This window comes from Siccirubricoccus deserti, assembly GCF_014283215.1.
GTDB lineage: Bacteria > Pseudomonadota > Alphaproteobacteria > Acetobacterales > Acetobacteraceae > Siccirubricoccus > Siccirubricoccus deserti.
In genome coordinates, this window is record NZ_JACOMF010000017.1 from 1 (window position 1) to 17,365 (window position 17,365).

Consider the following 17,365-nt stretch of genomic DNA (forward strand, 5'->3'; position numbering starts at 1 on the left):
GCTACCCGCACCGTCGACGGCCTCTGGAACACCATCGGCCGCATCATCGGCACCTTCACGCCCGCCGAGTGCGCCAACTACTTCGCCGCCGCCGGCTATGACGCAGACTGATCGGAAAACGCTCTAGCTGCCGGCCGCCAGCTTGTCCTGCGTCCTGGTCTCGAAATCCGCGGCGTCGTGGCGCTCGTGCAGCTGGGATGCGGGATCGCCCTGCACGCGGTTGACCATGCGCCCGCGCCGGACGGCCGGCCGGGCGCCGATCGCATCGGCCCAGCGCTGCACGTTCCGGTACTCCTCCACCTTCAGGAACTCCGCCGCGCCGTAGAGCCAGCCTTTCGCCAGGCCGCCGTACCAGGGCCAGATGGCCATGTCGGCAATGGTGTAGTCGGCTCCGGCCACGTACTCGACCTCCGCCAGCCGGCGATCGAGGACGTCGAGCTGACGCTTCACCTCCATGGCGAAGCGATCGATCGGGTACTCCATCTTGGCCGGCGCATAGGCGTAGAAATGGCCGAAGCCCCCGCCCAGATAGGGCGCGCTGCCCATCTGCCAGAACAGCCAGGACAGGCATTCAGCGCGCGCCCCGGCCTCCTTCGGCAGGAAGGCGCCGAATTTCTCGGCCAGATGCATCAGGATCGCGCCGGATTCGAAGACCCGGATCGGCGTCGGGCCGCTGCGGTCCACCAGCGCCGGAATCTTGGAGTTGGGATTGACGGCGACGAAGCCGCTGCCGAACTGGTCGCCCTCGCCGATCCTGATCAGCCAGGCATCGTACTCGGCGCCGCGATGGCCGAGGGCCAGCAGCTCCTCGAGCATCACCGTCACCTTCACGCCGTTCGGCGTACCGAGGGAGTAGAGCTGGAGCGGATGGCGGCCGACCGGCAGCTCCTTGTCATGCGTGGCGCCGGCGATCGGCCGGTTGATGTTCGCGAACCGGCCGCCATTGGCCTTGTTCCAGGTCCAGACCTTGGGCGGTGTGTATTCCGACGCGTTGCTCATCTTCGACGCTCCCGATGCTTGGGCTGCATGCGCGATCGCCGAGCCTACAGGACAAGGCCGGGTGAGGCGATGGGCGGGGCCGGGCCGATGACGGGCCGGGACATTCAGCCCCGGCCGTTGCGATGAGCGACGCGCCATGGGGGCAAGGCCCCCGTCGCATGCCGCCGGGCCTTACCGCCCCTTGAAGTTGGGCTTCCGCTTCTCGTTGAAGGCCCGGATGCCCTCGTTGCGGTCCTCGGTCGGGATCAGCTGATAATAGGCCTCGATCTCGAACAGCATCCCGGAGGCGCGGTCCATCTGCAGGCCCTGGCTGATCGACTTCTTCGCCTGGCGGACCGAGAGCGGCGCGTTGGCGGCGATGGCCTGCGCCGTCTCCAGCACCGCGGCCAGCACCTCCTCCGCCGGGTAGAGCTTGTTCACCATGCCCCAGGCCAGCGCGTCCTGCGCCGAGAAGGGCTTGCCGGTGAGGATCACCTCCTTGGCGCGGCGCTCGCCGATGGTGCGCGGCAGGTTCTGGGTGCCGCCGGCGCCGGGCATGATGCCGAGTGTCACCTCGGTCAGGGCGAAGCGCGCGGTCTCGCTGGCGTAGAGGAAGTCGCAGCACAGCGCGAGTTCCAGCCCGCCGGCGAAGGCCGCGCCATTGACCGCGCCGAGCAGCGGCATCGGGCAGGCCAGCACGGCGCGGGCCATGCGCTCGAACAGGTAGTGCTGACGGGAGAATTGCTCATCCGTCATGCCGTTGCGCTCCTTCAGATCGGCACCGGCGCAGAAGGCACGGTTGCCGGCCCCGGTCAGCACCACGCAGCGGTATGCCGCAGGATCGGCCTCCAGCGCCTGGAACACCTGCAGAATCTCCTCGCCCATCGTTGAGGTGAAGGCATTGGCCCGCTCCGGCCGGTTCAGCGTGACCTGCAGGATCCCAGGGGCCGGCGCGTCCAGCAGCAGGGTTGAATAGGAACGGTCCAGCAACATGGCGCGATTCTCCTAGAAGCGGCCCATCATTAGAGCCTGATTGCTTCGAGCTGAAGCAATCAGGCCCCGGCTTTGCTGGTTGGTCGCGCGATTCAAGCTTTCGGCTGCCCAACCTCGGGCGATCACGCGCCGGCCACGGCTGGCCAGGGTTGGAAGCCGGGGCGGATCGGCCTAGGGTTGCGACCGTCCAAGGAAGGAAACGGCCATGGAAGCGGATCTTGTCATCCGAGGTGGAACAGTCGTCGACGGGACCGGCCGCGCCGGGTTCGAGGCCGATGTCGCCGTCAAGGACGGCCGCATCGCCGCGATCGGCCCCGGCCTGCCGCGCGGTCGGGAAGAGATCTCCGCCAAGGGAAGGCTGGTGACGCCGGGCTTCGTCGACATCCACACCCACTACGACGGCCAGGCGGTGTGGGACAGCCACCTCGCGCCATCCGCCATCCATGGCGTCACCACCGCGGTGATGGGCAATTGCGGCGTCGGCTTCGCGCCCGTGCACCCGGGCCAGGAGATGAAGCTGATCGAGCTGATGGAGGGTGTCGAGGACATCCCCGCGCCGGTGCTCTCCCAGGGCCTCGACTTCAAATGGCAGAGCTTCGCCGAATACCTTGCGGTGCTCGACGCCAAGCCGCGCGACATCGACATCTGCGCCCTGGTGCCGCATGCGGCGGTGCGCGTCTATGTCATGGGCGAGCGGGCGCTGGCGCTGGAGAATGCCAACCAGGGCGACATCGCCGAGATGCGCCGCATCGTCGCCGAGGCGGTGGACGCCGGCGCTTTCGGCTTCTCCACCAGCCGCACCATCAGCCACAAGACGCTGGCCGGCGACCCGACGCCGACCTTGCGGGCACAGGAGGAGGAGCTGTCCGGCATCGCCGAGGGTCTGCGGGCCGGCGGCAAGGGCTTCCTGGAATTCGTCTCCGACTTCAACCAGCCGGACCCGGCAACCGAGTTCGGCCTGATCCGCCGCATCGTCGAGCGGAGCGGCCGGCCGGCGGTGTTCTCGCTGACCGCGCGGCACGACCGCACCGAGGCGTGGAAGGAGCTGCTGGCGCTGTCGAACCAGGCGGCGGCCGAGGGCGTGCCCATCCGCCCGGTCTTCCCGCCGCGGCCGATCGGCATCCTCATGGGCCTGCTCGGCAGCCAGAACCCGTTCAGCGGCACGCCGAGCTACAAGGCGATCGCCCATCTGCCGCTGGCCGAGCGCGTCGCCGCCATGCGCGACCCGGCGATGCGCGCCCGCATCCTCGGCGAGGACCGCTTCAGCGGCAGCAATTTCCCGCTGCTCACCCGGCTCAGCTTCGAGCGCATGTTCCCCTTCGGTGATCCGCCCAACTACGCCCCGCCGAAGGAGACCAGCATCGCCGCTCAGGCCGCGCGCGAGCGTCGCACCCCGGAAGAGGTCGCCTACGACATGCTGCTGGCCGATGAGGGCAACAGCTTCATCTTCTGCGCCCTGGTGAACTACTTCAATTACGACCTGGAGCCGAGCCGCGAGCTGCTGCGCCACCCCAACACCATCGTCGGCCTGTCGGACGGCGGCGCGCATGTCGGCTTCATCTCCGACGGCAGCTTCCCGACGTTTGTCCTGGCTTACTGGGGCCGCGAGCGTGGCCTGCCCGTCGAAGAGCTGGTGCGGCGCCAGACCAGCGATACCGCCCGCGCCGCGGGGCTCGCCGACCGCGGCATGCTGCGCGTCGGGATGAAGGCGGACATCAACGTCATCGACTACGACAAGCTAGCGCTGGAACGCCCAGGCATGCTCTACGACCTGCCGGGCGGCGGGCGGCGGCTGATGCAGAAGGCGCGCGGCTACGACGCCACCATCGTCGCCGGCGCCATCACCTACCGCCATGGCGAGGCGACCGGGGCGCTGCCGGGCAAGCTGGTGCGCTGCGCCGGCTGAGCCTACACCCTAGAGCATGCGGCTTGATCGTTCACTGAAGCTATTGCTCCTCGCGCTGGGCGCGATGTTCGCCCAGCAGACCTTCGCCTCGCTCGGCCGCGGCCTGCCGGCGGTGGTGGCCCCCGCCGTCATCGCCGAGCTGCAATTCGATCCCGCCTGGTTCGGGATCTATGTCAGCCTCACAGCCGTGGCCGCGCTGATGTTCCAGCTCGGCTGCGGCAGCTTCATCCTGCGCTACGGCGCGCTGCGGATGAGCCAGCTGGCGCTGGTGATGCTGACCATCGGGCTGGCGGCGGGAGCCACCGGCCTCATCCTCATGTTCATCGTCTCGGCGGTCATCGGCGGCGGCGGCACCGCGGTCTCGACCCCGGCGAGTTCCCACCTGCTCGGTCGCTATTCGCCGCCGCGCTACGCACCACTGGTCTTTTCGCTGAAGCAGACGGCGGTGCCGGCGGGGCTGCTGCTGGGTGGGCTGCTTGGCCCGCCACTGATCGGCTGGATCGATTGGCAGGGCACGTTACTGGTTGCCGCCGCCGCTTGCCTCGCCTTCACTCTGACCCTGCAGCCCTTGCGCCGGGAGTTCGACTCCGACCGGATCCCGTCGCGCAGCTTCCACATCTCCGACTTCTGGACCACGCTGACCGGCGCGGTGCGGGCGCGGGAGCTGCGTGCCCTGTCGATGGCCTGCTTCGCCTTCAACGGGCTGCAGACCGTCTTCACCTACTATTTCATCATCTACCTGACCGACCACGGCCACAGCCTGACCGCGGCCGGGGTGGTCTTTTCCACCGCCATGATGGTGGCGGTGCCAGGGCGCATCCTGTGGGGCTGGATCGGCAGCGTGCTGGTGTCGCCGCGGGTGGTGATGTGCGGGCTGGCCTTCGGCATGGCGGCCAGCACGGCGCTGCTGGGGTTGTTCGGCGATAAACTGTCGGTGCTGCTGGTCGGGTTGCTCGCCGCCGGGCTCAGCGCCACGGCGATGTCCTGGCACGGCGTGCTGCTGGCGGAGGCGGCGCGGCTGGCGCCGCCCGGCGCGCGCGCCTCGGCGACCGGCGGAGTGCTGTCCTTCGGCCAGATCGGCGCCTTCCTGCTGCCGCTGGTCTATGCCGCCTGCCTGAGCCTGACCGGCAGCCATGGCGCCGGCTTCATCGTCTGCGGCCTGCCGGCGCTGCTGGTCGGCGTGGCGCTGCTGCGCCCCGGCAGCGCGGCACCGCAGAACAGGACGGAGACCGCCTCCGCCTGATTGCGGGCAGGCTGGGGACGCAGTCCCCGCCCCTTCTGCCGCGTAACCGGAGGCGACGCCCCCAGTTACGCATCCGATCCCACAAACGAAAATCCAGCTACTTCACGAAGGGCTCGGTCCGGGCCATCGCCGGCAGCTTCGAAACCTTGGCGTACCAGGCTTCCAGCTTCGGGTGGCCCGGCCGCCACGGCTCATGCGGATAGCGGAAGTCGAGGTAGCCAAGGGCACAGGCCACGGTGATCTCGCCGATCGTGGTCAGCGCTCCGAGCTGATCCGCCTCGGCCTCCAGCACGTCCAGCGCCCGCGCCACCTTGCCCTGCTGCAGCGCGATGTACTCGCGCCGGCCATCATCCTGCGGCAGCGCCACTTCGCGCCGGCGCGGCTGGGTGGCGTCGAGGATGCCATCGCCCAGCGCCTGCAGCTGCAGCGCCTTCCAGCGCGCCGGACCGGGGGCCGGAAACAGCTTCGGCGCATCGCCGATACTGTCGAGGTACTCGCAGATCACCGGGCTGTCGTAGAGCGCCATGCCATCGTCCGTGAGCAGCGAGGGCACCTTGGACAGCGGGTTCAGCGGCAGCAGCGCCGGGTCGGTGGTGCCGACCGTCCAGAGCTCGACCTGCTGGTCGATGCCGCGGGCGATGGCACAGGCCACCGCCTTCCGGACATAGGGGCTGGCGGGCGAGTGGGCGAGCTTCATGCGGTGTTTCGTCCCTTGCGTTCAGGCGTCGGTCAACGACGGCAGACCGTAGCCCGTCAGCATGCCCTGGTGATAGGGGCGGTGCTGCCGTGCCACCCCAGGCGCCAGCGCGCCGCGCATCGCCAGCCGGAGGATGAGTTCCACCGCCGCGGCGCATGTACTCCGTGATCGGCAGAGCGGTCAGCGCGCCCGGGTAGGGCAGCGCCCGGACCCGGGACCGGGTGGCGGCCGAGGCGGAAGACCTTCATGCGAACCATGCCCGCTCAATCCGCCCTGGCCGCCGGGCGACAAGCCGGTCACACTCGGCCGGCGAGAACAGGAGCCGCCACCATGGCCGATATCAAGCGCTTCGCGCCACCCGACGACGGCCGGGCCTTCCCGCCCCTGTCGCTAGCGGTGCGGCACGGCAACACGCTCCATGTCTCCGGTGTCGGGCCGGTCGCCCCGGGCGGTGCCATCGCCACCGGCGACTTCCCGGCGCAATTCGCCGAGGTGATGCGAGGCCTGCAGGCGGTGCTCGCCGAAGCCGGCACCGACCTCAGCCGGGTGCTGAAGACCACGGTGCTGCTGACCCGCAGCGAGGACATCCGCATGATGAACCACCTCTACGCCGCCGCCTTCCCCGCCGCGCACCTGCCCGCCCGCACCACCTGCGTGGTCGCGGCGCTGCCGGTGCCGGACTTCCTGCTGGAGATCGAATGCGTGGCGGCGCTCGATTGATGCGCGCGATCTGGTACACGCACACCGGCCCCGCCGCGGAGGTGCTGCAATCCGGCGAGCGCCCGCTGCCGGAGCCGGCCGCGGGCGAGGTGCGGGTGCGGCTCGCCGCTTCCGGCGTCAACCCGGCCGACACCTATCGCCGCGCCGGCACCTCCTATGCCAATGAATGGCCGCTGATCATCCCGAACAGCGATGGCGCAGGGGTGGTGGAGGCGCTCGGCGCGGGTGCCGACCCGGCGCTGCTCGGCCAACGCGTCTGGCTGTACAACGCGCAGCGCGGCCGGCCCTTCGGCACCGCGGCGGAGTTCACCTGCGTGCCGGTGGAGTATGTCCACGCCTTGCCGGACCACATCGGCTTCGAGATCGGCGCCTGCCTCGGCATCCCGGCGATGACGGCGCATCGCTGCCTCTTCGCCGATGGCCCGGTCGCGGGGTTACGGGTGCTGGTCTCCGGCGGCGGCGGCGCGGTGGGGAATTATGCGGTGCAGCTCGCCCGCTGGGGCGGCGCCGCCTGGGTCGGTGCGACCGCGAGCGGCGGCTGGAAGGCGGAGGATTCCCGCGCCGCCGGCGCCGAGGCGGTGTTCGACTACCGCGCGCCGGATTGCGCCCAGCGGATCATGGCGGCGACGGGCGGCGTGGACCGCATCATCGAGGTCGATGTCGGCGGCAATGTCGCGCTGTGGTCGGCGGTCGTGGCGCTGAACGGCAGTGTCATCGGATATGCCAGCCGCGGCGGCGCGACCCCGCCGGTCCCGGTCTCCGGCACCTTGATGCGGAAGAACGTGAACCTGCGCGGCGTGGTGCTGAACAGCGCGCCGGCGGCGGCGCGGCGGCAGGCGATGACGGAGATCACCCGCTGGCTGCGCGAGGGCGAGCGGCTGCACCGCATCGCCGCTACCTTCCCGCTCGCGCAAACGGCGGCCGCGCATGAGGCGGTGGAGGCCGGTACCAAGCGGGGCACGGTGGTGGTGTTGCCACAGGAGTGAGGCGGCGGGCCCACCACCCCTCGCCCGCCTAGGCCAGGCCAAGCCCGTGCATGATGGGGTCGGGCGGCGCCACCCGTCAGCCCAGCGTCAGGCCGCCATCCACCGTGATAGTCTGGCCGGTGACCATGGCGGCGCCGGCCAGCAGGAACAGCATCACCTCGGCAAGATCATCGGTGCTACAGCGCCGTTTGAGCAGCGCCTTGTCGATCGAGCCGCTGCGCTGCTCATTGGTCCATTCGATCATCCAGGAGCTGTCCACCGCGCCGGGCGCCACCGCATTGGCCCGTGCTTCCGGTGCCAGGGTGCGCGCCAGGTTCTTGGTCAGGCTGATCACGCCGGCCTTGGTCGCGCCATAGGCCATGGAGGAGCCGGGGGAGTCGAGGCCGGCGATGCTCGCCGTGCTGACCACTGCGCCCCGCGCCGCCTTCAGCGCCGGCGCCGCGGCCTTCACGCAGCGGAACACGCCGAGCAGATTCACCTGGATGACGGTGTTCCACAGCTCCTCCGTCAGCCGGTCGAGCGCCGAGGGCGGGACGGAGGTGCGAGTGCCCGGCGTGCCGGCATTGCAGGCGAGATAATCGAGTCGGCCGAGATCGCGGATCGCCGCCAGGACCATGCGCTCGCAATCCACGGCATCGCCGACGTTGCCCGGGGCACCGATGACATCGAAGCCCGCGGCGCGGAGCCGCTCCACCTGCTCCGGCCCGCGCGCGTCATCGGCCAGGTGGTTGATCGCCACCTTCGCGCCGTTGCGCGCCAGCTGCTCGACCAGCGCCAGGCCGATGCCGGAGGCGCCGCCGGTCACCAGCGCCGCCTTTCCGGCAAGCTCGTAGCGGATCACAGGTCGCGCTCCAGCCCGGCCATGGTGCCGATCTGCCGCATCGCCTGCTTCAGCGCGATCAACCGCTTGTCCCGCGCCTCGAAGAGCTTCGCCGGATCGCCCGGCCAGTCGTAGTAGCCGGCGCCGGCGAGCACGCCGGTACGGCCCTCGGCCACCAGCTTGTCGAGCGCCGGGCTGCCGCCGCGCACTGGCGGCGGGGTATAGCTGCGGTTGGCGGCGACCGCCTGCATCAAGGCGAGGCCGGTGAAATCCGCCTTGGCATAGAAGCCGAGGATCGGCAGGCGCAGCGCCAAGCCATGGATGATGGCGGCGTCGATCTCCGGCGCCGTCGCCACCCCTTCGTCCAGCAGGTGCTGCACCTCAAGGCCGATTGCGGCCTGGATGCGGTTGGCGACATAGCCGGGGACGAACTTCTTCAGCCCGATCGGCTGCTTGCCCATCGCCCGCAGCAGGTCGGAAACACCCTCGACCACGCCGGGCTCGCAGCCAGGCCCGGGGATCACATCCACCAGGTCGACGAGGTAGGGCGGCGTGTACCAATGGGCGATCATCGCCTTGCGTTGCCGGCCCTTGGGAATCAGCGGGAAGATGTCGAGGTGGCTGGTGTTGCTGGCGAAGATCGCCTCGGCCGGGGCCAGCGCATCAAGCTGTTCGTAGAGCGCCTTCTTGGCCTCCGGCGTCTCGATGATCGCCTCGACGATCAGCTCGGCGCCATCCACCGTCTCCTCCAGGGTTGGGTGGCGGGTGACGGCCTGGGAGAGATGCGCCGAGGTCCAGTCGGCCGGCGCCTCGCCCCCCGCCACCAGGGTCGCCAGCGCCGTCTCCATCAGCCCCTGGGCACGGGCCAAGGTCGCCTCGTTGCTGTCGGTCAGCCGCACCCGGTGGCCGCCGAGGGCGAAGACCAGCGCCAGCGCATGCCCCATGGTGCCGGCGCCGATGACTGCTACCCGTGCCATGCCTATGCTCCTTCCTGCGGCGTCCAGGGCTCCGGCGCCCGCGCCTCGATATCGGTGGCGACATCGACCACCACGGTCTCGTTGCTCGCCAGCGCCTCCGCCAGCGCCGCGGCGATCTCCTGCGGCCGCTCCACGCGGATGCCCTTCAGGCCGAACTGGCCAGCGATGGCGGCGAAATCGGTCGGGCCGAAACGCAGCACCTGCTCGGCGGCACGCGGTCGGTTGCCGGCCTGCTTCAGGTAGCCCGGCCAACCCTGGCCGAAGCCGGAGTTGTTGTTCACCACCAGCACCACGGCGATGCCGCGGCGTTTCGCCGTCTCCAGCTCCGGCAAGTGGTAGTAGAGCGCGCCATCGCCGCTCCAGGCGATGACCTTGCGATCAGGCGCGGCGCATTTGGCGCCGAGCGCGGCCGGGAAGGCCCAGCCGAGCGAGCCCGCCGCGCGCAGGTAGGTCTGGCTCGGCTCCAGCTCGATCAGCGTGCCGGTCCAGATGCCGGAATAGCCGGTGTCGGCGACCAGGATGCCATCCGCCGGCAGGGCCCGGGTGATCTCGGCACAGAGCCGGGCCGGGTCGATGGCGACGGCATCGCTGGCGAGCCGCGGCGCCACCTCCCGCCGCCACGCCGCCATCAGCGCCTGTGCCTCCGCCAGGAACCCGCCGTCGCGCGCCGGCGTGCCGACGGCGGCGACCAGCGCCGCCAGGGTTGCCCGCGGATCGCCCAGCAGGGTCACCTCGGCGGCGTAGCTGCGATGGAATTCCAGCGGATCGGCATCGAGTTGCACCACCCGCACGCCGGGCTTCGGCACCCGCCATGTATGGGTCACCTGGTCGCCGGTGTCGCAGCCGATGAAACACACCAGCTCCGCCGCATGCACCACCTGGTTCGCCGGCGGCGACGAGTAATTGCCGACCACGCCGACATGCAATGGATGCCGCGTCGGCACCATGCCGCGTGCCCCGAGCGAGGTGGCGATGGGCGCCCGCAGCGCCTCGGCCAGCGCCAGCACCTCCGCCCCACAGCCTGAGAGCGCCGCGCCATCGCCGGCGACGATCGCCAGCTTGGTGGCGGAGAGCAGCGCCCGCGCCGCCGCCTGCACCGAGGCCGCATCCGCCATCGGCCGATGCGCCGGCGCCACCCAGGCGCCAAGGGCGGCGGGCGGTTCATCCGTGGTGCTGCGCTCGACGAACTCGCCCATCAGCCCGTTGAGGTCGAGGTGCACCGGCCGCGGCGGTGCCGAGACCGCGGCCGACCAAGCCTGGCGGAACTGCCGCGGCAGGTCGGCCGCCTCATGCACCTGTGCGGCGTGCTTGGTCACCGGCGCGAACAGCGGCGCATGCGCCACTTCCTGATAGGCGTTGCGATGCTGGTGGCCGATGGGCTTGTGCCCGGTCAGCGCCAGCACCGGGCTGCGGCCGAGCCAGGCATCCTGCAGCCCGGCGGCGAGGTTGGCGGTGCCGACCGATTGCGCCGCCACCACTCCTGGCCGGCCGGAGATCCGGCCATAGGCATCGGCCATGTAGACCGCGGCCTTCTCGGTATGCGCCAGCACCGGCTGCACGCCGATCCGCTCCATCTCCAGCAGGGTCCGCCGCAGCACCGCATCGACGAAGAAGAAATGCGTCTGGCCCGAGTCCTTCAGGCTTCGGGCCAGCCATTCGGCGCCGTTCATGGCAGCGGATCCGTGCCGTTGATCTCGAAGGCCTCGATGACGCGGGAGACGCAGTTGTAGCCAGCGATGGTCACCACCAGCTCCACCAGCTCCCGCTCCGGAAGCACCGCCTTCGCCGCGGCGAAGACGTCCGGCGGCACATGCACATGCCTGGTCATGGCGTCGCAGAGCGCCAAAGTGGCGCGTTCCTGCGCGTCGAAGACATCGGCCTTCGACCAGTCGGGCAGCGCATCAAGCTGCGCCTGGGTCGCGCCTTCCCTCAGCGCGATCGGTGCATGCGCCGCCCATTCGTATTCGGCGCCATTGATGGCGGCGACCTGGCACATCACCAGTTCCCGCAACTTGCCGGAAAGCACGGTCTTCCAGCGCACCGCGTCATACATCTCGATCCAGCCCCGGGCCACCGGCGGACTGTGCAGCAGCATCCGGTGCAGGTGGCCGAGCCGCTTGCGGCTGGCGACGATATGCGCCGCCGCCTCCCGGTGTTCCGGCCGTCCCGGGTCGGCATAGGGAATTCGGGCCATGGTGGTTTCCCCCGCGCTTGTGCTTCGTGGCGTGGCGCGGATACTGCCGAAGGAATGGAGGAAACCCAATGGCCGATCTGCTGATCCAACCCGGGCGTGGCGCCGGAACCCGCTACCAGGACATCGAGAACCCCGCCGATGTCTGGCACTGGCTGGAGAACCCGCCGGCGGATGCCAAGGACGGCATCCCCTACGCCTTCATCGCCTCGCTCGGCGATGTTAGCCGGCCCGCTCCCTTCCTCTATACCGTCGAGCTCGACATTGCCGAGGCCGACCTGCCGGAGATCTTCCGCTGGTACGAGGAGGAGCACCTGCCGATGCTCACCTCCTGCCCCGGCTGCATCGGCGGCACCCGCTACCGCCGGCTGGACGGCGGCGCGCCAAACCTGCTCGCCGCCTACCGCTTCGAGCGGCCGGAGGTGAACGAGACGCCGGAATGGATCGCCGCCCGCAGCACGCCCTGGACCGACAAGGTGCGGCCGCTGTTCCGCCAGTCGCGGCGCTATGTCCGCCGACTGCTTCCGTAGAAGTTGCAGCGCCAGCGGCGATTTGGCTAGCCTCCTCCCACGGCACCCGCGGCAACAAGCGGGGCCAGGGGAGAAGAAACATGGTGAAGTGGAGGATTCCACGGCTGGCCGCGATCGCGGCCGGGCTGGCGTTGCTGGCAGGGCCGGCCTGGGCGCAGGTTCAGATGATCATCCCCTGGCCAGCCGGCGGGGGCACCGACATCATCGGCCGGTTGATCCAGCCGGTGCTGTCCGAGGAATTGGGCGGCCAGCTCGTCATCCGCAACGTCGGCGGCGCCACAGGGACCATCGGCACCTCCGAGGTGGTCCGGTCCAAGCCGGATGGCGCGACAATGCTGCTCACCTCCATGGCGGCGGTGGTCATCCAGCCGAGCTTCCTGGCCAAGCCACCCTACCGCGCCGACCAGCTCACGCCCATCTGCCTGATCGCCGAAGCGCCGGCGACCTTGATGACGCCGAAGACCTCCGGCATCCGGACCGTGGCGGATATCGTGGCGCGGGCGAAGGCCAATCCGGGCCAGTTGCCCTACGCCTCGGGCGGGGTCGGCGGTCTCGGCCATCTTTCGATGACCGGGCTGACCCGGGCGCTCGGCATCGAGATGAACCACATCCCCTTCCGCGGTTCCGGCGACAGCGTGCTGGCGATGCAATCCGGCACGGTGCTGATGCTGACGGCTGAGGCCAACCTCGTGTCGCAATACGGGCTGCATGCGGTGGCAATCTTCGCCGAGCGCCGCAACCCGGACATGCCGGATGCGCCGACCATGCGCGAGCTGGGCCACGATCTGGTCTTCCCGCTCTGGACCGGGCTGTTCGCCCCGGCCGGGACGCCGGAGGCGACCATCGCCCGGCTCGACACCGCTTGCGCCCGCACCCTGCGGACGCCTTCGGTCATCGAGGGCATGACCCGCGCCTCGCACCCGATCCGCTATCTCGACCGCCACGCCTTCGGCGATTACGTGCGCGCCGAGACGCAGAAATACGCCGAGCTGATCCAGGCTTCGGGGCTGCGCCAGGCGGATTGAGTGCCTGGCAGGCGGCCGGGCCAGGGTGACGCGCCCCCCTTCTCACGTCATGCGCGGGCTTGACCCGCGCATCCGTTGATCGCCTGCAACCCGGTGGCCGGATCAACTTTGGCCATCACGGGTGGTTGGGTCGACCCGCTACCCCGGCCGCATCCGCAGCAGGTAGCGGTGGCGGCCTTCCAGCACCAGCACCCCGCGCTGGTTGTGCACCGTCGCGCGCAGGCCCAGGATGCCGGTGCTGCGTTGCGGCGTCAGCTCATCCACCTCCAGCAGCGGGTAGAGCGTGTCGCCCAGCACCACCGGGTGCAGGAAACGGGTGGATTGCTCAAGGAAGCCCTTCAGCGACTCCTCGACCAGATGCGGGAAGAGTCCAGCACCGGCGCAGGTCTGGATCGCCACCTGATAGCCATGCGCCAGCATGTTCGGCAGGCCGTGGGCGCGGCAGTATTCCACATCGTAGTGGATCGGATGATTGTCGCCGGATGCCGCCTGGAAGGCAGCGAAGAGGCCACTGGTCATGGTGCGGCTCGGCAGCGGGAAGCGCTCGCCGAGGGTGAAGTCGCCGAACCAACGCTGCTCGGGCACCAGCCGGTGCTGCCGCGGATCGAAGCTCATGCCACGTAGCCCAGCGCCCTGTCGCGCGCGACCGCGGCCGCATCGCGTCGTGCCGGATCGCCGAAGCCGCCGCCGCCCGAGGTTTCCAGCCGCACCCGGTCGCCCCGCTGCAGCGGGACATTGTCGGATTTCGGCGGCAGCGGGCTCTCCACCCCGTCCCGCACCAGCACCAGCCGGCCGACCGCAGCGGGGCCGCCACCAGCCAGGCCGTAAGGGGCGTGTACGAAGCGGTCCATATTGGCGGTGAAGAAGCAGCGCGGGCTGTCGATGCGCCATTCCCGCGCCAGCCCCAGCCCGCCGCGCCGCATGCCGGCCCCACCGGAACCCGGCAGCAGCCCGTAGCGGGTGATGGTCAGCGGCGCCTGCGCCTCGATCATCTCGATGGGGATGTTGCTGTTGTTGTGCATGCCGCTGGACAGGGCATTGACGCCATCCTTCTTCGGATGCGCACCGGTGCCGCCGATCTCGATCTCCACCAGCACCTCGCGCCGCTGGTCCTCGGCCACGGTCTGGAAGGTGCAGACGTAGGAGTTGCCGTAATAGGCCGCCGGAATGCGGTCCGGCACCGCCTGGTGCAGCGCGCCGAACATGGCGTTCAGCAGCCGGTGCGTCACCGCGATGCGGTGCACCACCGGCGCCGGATGCCGCGCATTCACCACCAGCCCTTCCGGCGCGATGGTGCTGACCGGGCGGTAGCAGCCGGCATTGGCGGCGAAGGGCTCGTCGCAGGCGGACATCACCGCGAACATGATGGCGGCGTTGCTGCTGGCCAGGGTGGCATTGGTCGGCCCCTGTACCTGCGGAGAGCAGCCGGAGAGATCGACCGAGATGGCATCGCCTTTGATGGTCAGCGCCACATGCAGCTTGATCGGCTTGTCGAGATCGATGCCGTCGTCGTCCAGCCAATCGGTGAACTCATAGGTCCCGTCCGGCATGCGGCTGATGGCGGCGCGCATCGCCTGCTCGCTCATGTCGAGGATGCGCCGCCCGGCCTCGATCATGCCATCGGCGCCGTAGCGGGCGGCGAGGCGCCGCAGCGCGATCGCACCCACCTCCAGGCTGGCGATCTGGCTCTGCAGATCGCCCAGCAGCAGATCGGGCTTCCGGATGTTCTGCCGGATCATCGCCCAGACGCCCTCGTTGCGGCGCCCGTTCTCGATCAGCTTCACCGGCGGGATGCGCAGCCCCTCCTGGAAGATCTCGATCGCCTTCGCCGCATAGCTGCCGGCGACCAGTCCGCCGACATCGATGTGGTGGCAGAGCGCGCCGACGAAGGCGATGCGCCGCCCCTCATGGAACACCGGCTTGAAGGCGGTGATGTCCGGCAGGTGCTGGCCGCCGCAATAGGGGTCGTTGGAGATGACGACGTCATCCGGCCCCCAACTTTCGGGATCGACCCACTTGTCCAGCAACTCCCGGAGGAAATGCGACATGCTGTTGAGGTGGCTCGGGATGCGCGCCGATTGCGCGAGGTTGTTGCCCTCGGCATCGAAGACCGCGGTGGAATAGTCCAGCAGCTCGCGCACGATGGTGCTGCGGCTGGTGCGCCAGATGGTCACGTCCATCTCGGCGGCGGCGGCCGTCAGCGCGTTGCGGATGACCTCGATCTCGATGGGACCCAGCATCACGCATCCCTCCGGGCAATGAGCGCGCCGGCCTCGGCGCGGGTGGCGGCCCAGCCGCGGCCGATCCAATGGGTAGCGAAGGCTTCCTCGATGATGGCGGGGCCGATGATGCGGTCCTCCGCCGGCAGCGCGTCACGGTCCCAGACCGGGATGTCGCGCCAGGCGCCCTCCTCGAAGACCCGGCGGCTGCCCTTCAGCGCCGGGCGCGCGGCCGGCGGGGCTTCGGCGGCATCGGGCTTCGGCAGGCGGCCGATGGCGATGACGCGAAGGGTGACGAGTTCCACCGCCTCCGCTTCATCGGCGTAGCTGAAGCGCTGGCGGTGAATGGTGTGGAAACGCTGCACCAGTGTCGCCAGCGCCGCCGCGTCCGGCGCCGCGACATCGCCCCAGGGCACCAGCAGCTCGAAGGCCTGGCCGTGGTAGCGCATGTCCACCGCCACCTCCAGCAGCCGCGCCGCGGCGGCGACACCATCCTGCGCCAGCCGCGCATCCGCCTCGGCACGCAGCGCGCCGAGCAGCGCGCCGATCTCGCCAAGGCTCGCCGGTACCGCCGGCAGCACGCGGGACCGGGCGATGTCCTGCACCAGGTCGCTGTAGAGGATGCCATAGGCGGAAAGCGTGCCCGGCTCGCGCGGGAAGATCACCTCGCGGATGCCCATCTCCGTCGCCACGTCGGTGGCATGCAGCCCGCCGGCGCCGCCGAAGCTGAGCAGCGAGAAATCGCGCGGGTCCAGCCCCTTCTCGAACAGCGAGAGCCGCACCGCGGCACCGAGGCTGGCATTGGTGACGGTCAGCACGCCCTGCGCCGCCGCCTCCACCGCAAGCCCGAGCGGCGTGCCGACCTTTTCCGCAATGGCGGCGCGGGTCGCCGGCATGTCGAGCCGCATCGCGCCGCCGAGGAAATACTCCGGGTCGATCCGGCCGAGCGCGAGGTTGGCGTCGGTGACGGTCGGTTCGGTGCCGCCGCGGCCATAGGCGACCGGGCCGGGCCGTGCGCCCGCGCTGCGCGGCCCGACGGTCAGCCGCCCGCCATGATCGACGCTGGCGATGGAGCCGCCGCCGGCGCCGATGGTGCGCATCTCGACCATCGGCAGGCGCACCGGCAGCCGGTCGATCTCGCCTTGGGTCACGACGCTGACGCGGCCGCCCTGCACCACGGAGACATCGAAGCTTGTCCCCCCCATGTCCACGGCGACGAGATTCGGCCGCGCCAGCAATTGCGCGATCCGCCCCGCCGCCAGCGCACCGCCGGAAGGCCCGGAGAGCAGCAGCCGCGCCGGCTGTTCCGCCGCGGTCCGCAGGCTGCAGACGCCGCCGTTCGACTGCACCAGGAAGACCAGCGGCCGGAAGCCGCCCTCGCCCAGCCGCGCCTCCAGCCGGCCGAGATAGGCCTTCACCACCGGCACCAGCAGCGCGTTCAGCACGGTGGTGCTGCTGCGTTCGTATTCGCGGATCTCCGGGCTGACCTCGCTCGACAGCGAAACCGGCAGCTCCGGCCGCGCCGCGCCGATCAGCGCCTTCAGCCGCTGCTCATGCGCCGGGTTGCGGTAGCTGTGCAGCAGGCAGACGGCGACGGTCTCGGTCTCCAGCGCATCCAGCCTCGCCAGCAGCGTCGGCAGCGATGCCTCGTCCAGCGGGGTCTCGACGCTGCCATCAGCGCGCAGCCGTTCCGCCACGCCCAGCCGCCGGTCGCGCTCGATCAGGCAGGGGAAGGGGTCGGGATCGACGGCGTAGAGCTCCCGCCGGACGTGACGGTTGATCTCCAGCACATCCTCGAACCCCGCCGTGGTCAGCAGCACACCGCGGGCGAGCTTGCGTTCCAGCACCGCGTTGGTGGCGATGGTGGTGCCGTGCAGCAGCAACCCGACCTCCTCCAGTGCGAAGCCGAAGCGCGCCGCGGCCTCGGTCACCCCGCGCAGCAGGCCGATGGAGGGATCCTCCGGCGTGGTCGGGGTCTTCCAGGCCTGGACGGCGCCACTGCGGCCGTCCAGCACCTGCAGGTCGGTGAAGGTGCCGCCGATGTCGACGGCGATGCGGATTGGGCGCTCGATCATCTCTC

At 70.2% G+C, this 17,365-nt stretch carries 17 protein-coding genes and 1 pseudogene; 7 read left to right on the plus strand and 11 right to left on the minus strand.

What is annotated here, in order from left to right; translation table 11 throughout:
- Positions 1-111, plus strand: a pseudogene (locus tag H7965_RS30905) (IS630 family transposase); the annotation flags it as partial.
- A 12-nt stretch (positions 112-123) separates the two neighbouring features.
- On the opposite strand, the gene yghU reads toward H7965_RS30905, so the two are convergent.
- Both yghU and H7965_RS14865 read right to left on the minus strand, forming a co-directional pair.
- Positions 124-999, minus strand: a complete 876-nt coding sequence (gene yghU / locus H7965_RS14860) for a glutathione-dependent disulfide-bond oxidoreductase (protein ID WP_186771372.1) — start codon at positions 997-999, stop codon at positions 124-126.
- A gap of 171 nt (positions 1,000-1,170) precedes the next feature.
- A complete protein-coding gene (locus H7965_RS14865; protein WP_186771373.1) occupies positions 1,171-1,971 on the minus strand; it encodes an enoyl-CoA hydratase-related protein in 801 nt (266 codons plus the stop codon).
- 205 nt (positions 1,972-2,176) lie between these two features.
- Between H7965_RS14865 and H7965_RS14870 the strand changes: the two genes are divergently transcribed.
- Both H7965_RS14870 and H7965_RS14875 read left to right on the plus strand, forming a co-directional pair.
- Entirely contained in the window at positions 2,177-3,877 is a 1,701-nt protein-coding gene (locus H7965_RS14870) for an N-acyl-D-amino-acid deacylase family protein (RefSeq protein ID WP_186771374.1), read from the plus strand.
- Positions 3,878-3,893: 16 nt separating this feature from the next.
- Positions 3,894-5,120, plus strand: a complete 1,227-nt coding sequence (locus H7965_RS14875) for an MFS transporter (protein WP_186771375.1) — start codon at positions 3,894-3,896, stop codon at positions 5,118-5,120.
- A 97-nt stretch (positions 5,121-5,217) separates the two neighbouring features.
- Here H7965_RS14875 and H7965_RS14880 read toward each other — a convergent pair whose 3' ends face one another.
- Both H7965_RS14880 and H7965_RS30910 read right to left on the minus strand, forming a co-directional pair.
- Positions 5,218-5,817 carry a glutathione S-transferase family protein gene (locus tag H7965_RS14880; protein ID WP_186771376.1) on the minus strand — a complete coding sequence of 200 codons (600 nt, stop codon included), beginning with the start codon at positions 5,815-5,817 and terminating at the stop codon, positions 5,218-5,220.
- Positions 5,818-5,838: 21 nt separating this feature from the next.
- Positions 5,839-5,961 (minus strand): hypothetical protein, encoded by a 123-nt coding sequence (locus tag H7965_RS30910; protein ID WP_261394209.1) that lies wholly within the window; start codon positions 5,959-5,961, stop codon positions 5,839-5,841.
- A 186-nt stretch (positions 5,962-6,147) separates the two neighbouring features.
- Here H7965_RS30910 and H7965_RS14885 point away from each other — a divergent pair, with 186 nt between their 5' ends.
- Together H7965_RS14885 and H7965_RS14890 are read left to right on the plus strand one after the other, a co-directional pair.
- A complete protein-coding gene (locus tag H7965_RS14885; RefSeq protein WP_186771377.1) occupies positions 6,148-6,537 on the plus strand; it encodes a RidA family protein in 390 nt (129 codons plus the stop codon).
- The gene (locus tag H7965_RS14890; RefSeq protein WP_186771378.1) at positions 6,537-7,523 is read left to right on the plus strand and encodes an NADPH:quinone reductase; all 987 of its coding nucleotides are present in this window, start codon (positions 6,537-6,539) and stop codon (positions 7,521-7,523) included. Before H7965_RS14885 ends, H7965_RS14890 begins: the two co-directional genes overlap by 1 nt.
- A gap of 76 nt (positions 7,524-7,599) precedes the next feature.
- Here the strand turns inward: H7965_RS14890 and H7965_RS14895 are convergent, their stop codons facing one another.
- From H7965_RS14895 to H7965_RS14910, 4 genes are read right to left on the minus strand one after another with little or no spacing between them, the layout of a single operon-like run.
- Positions 7,600-8,364 (minus strand): SDR family NAD(P)-dependent oxidoreductase, encoded by a 765-nt coding sequence (locus H7965_RS14895; RefSeq protein ID WP_186771379.1) that lies wholly within the window; start codon positions 8,362-8,364, stop codon positions 7,600-7,602.
- On the minus strand, positions 8,361-9,320 hold the full coding sequence (locus tag H7965_RS14900) for a 3-hydroxyacyl-CoA dehydrogenase family protein (RefSeq protein WP_186771380.1): 960 nt from the start codon (positions 9,318-9,320) through the stop codon (positions 8,361-8,363). The genes H7965_RS14895 and H7965_RS14900 overlap by 4 nt, the downstream gene beginning before the upstream one ends.
- A gap of 2 nt (positions 9,321-9,322) precedes the next feature.
- Entirely contained in the window at positions 9,323-10,990 is a 1,668-nt protein-coding gene (locus tag H7965_RS14905) for a thiamine pyrophosphate-binding protein (protein ID WP_186771381.1), read from the minus strand.
- On the minus strand, positions 10,987-11,514 hold the full coding sequence (locus H7965_RS14910) for a carboxymuconolactone decarboxylase family protein (RefSeq protein WP_186771382.1): 528 nt from the start codon (positions 11,512-11,514) through the stop codon (positions 10,987-10,989). Before H7965_RS14910 ends, H7965_RS14905 begins: the two co-directional genes overlap by 4 nt.
- 68 nt (positions 11,515-11,582) lie before the next feature.
- Here H7965_RS14910 and H7965_RS14915 point away from each other — a divergent pair, with 68 nt between their 5' ends.
- Positions 11,583-12,041: a hypothetical protein gene (locus tag H7965_RS14915; protein WP_186771383.1), complete on the plus strand. Its 459-nt coding sequence runs from the start codon at positions 11,583-11,585 to the stop codon at positions 12,039-12,041.
- An 80-nt stretch (positions 12,042-12,121) separates the two neighbouring features.
- Positions 12,122-13,066 carry a Bug family tripartite tricarboxylate transporter substrate binding protein gene (locus H7965_RS14920; protein ID WP_186771384.1) on the plus strand — a complete coding sequence of 315 codons (945 nt, stop codon included), beginning with the start codon at positions 12,122-12,124 and terminating at the stop codon, positions 13,064-13,066.
- 138 nt (positions 13,067-13,204) lie between these two features.
- Here the strand turns inward: H7965_RS14920 and H7965_RS14925 are convergent, their stop codons facing one another.
- From H7965_RS14925 to H7965_RS14935, 3 genes are read right to left on the minus strand one after another with little or no spacing between them, the layout of a single operon-like run.
- The gene (locus H7965_RS14925) at positions 13,205-13,681 is read right to left on the minus strand and encodes a MaoC family dehydratase (RefSeq protein WP_186771385.1); all 477 of its coding nucleotides are present in this window, start codon (positions 13,679-13,681) and stop codon (positions 13,205-13,207) included.
- Positions 13,678-15,306: a hydantoinase B/oxoprolinase family protein gene (locus tag H7965_RS14930; protein ID WP_186771386.1), complete on the minus strand. Its 1,629-nt coding sequence runs from the start codon at positions 15,304-15,306 to the stop codon at positions 13,678-13,680. Before H7965_RS14930 ends, H7965_RS14925 begins: the two co-directional genes overlap by 4 nt.
- Positions 15,306-17,360, minus strand: a complete 2,055-nt coding sequence (locus H7965_RS14935) for a hydantoinase/oxoprolinase family protein (RefSeq protein WP_186771387.1) — start codon at positions 17,358-17,360, stop codon at positions 15,306-15,308. The genes H7965_RS14930 and H7965_RS14935 overlap by 1 nt, the downstream gene beginning before the upstream one ends.
- Positions 17,361-17,365: the final 5 nt, after the last annotated feature.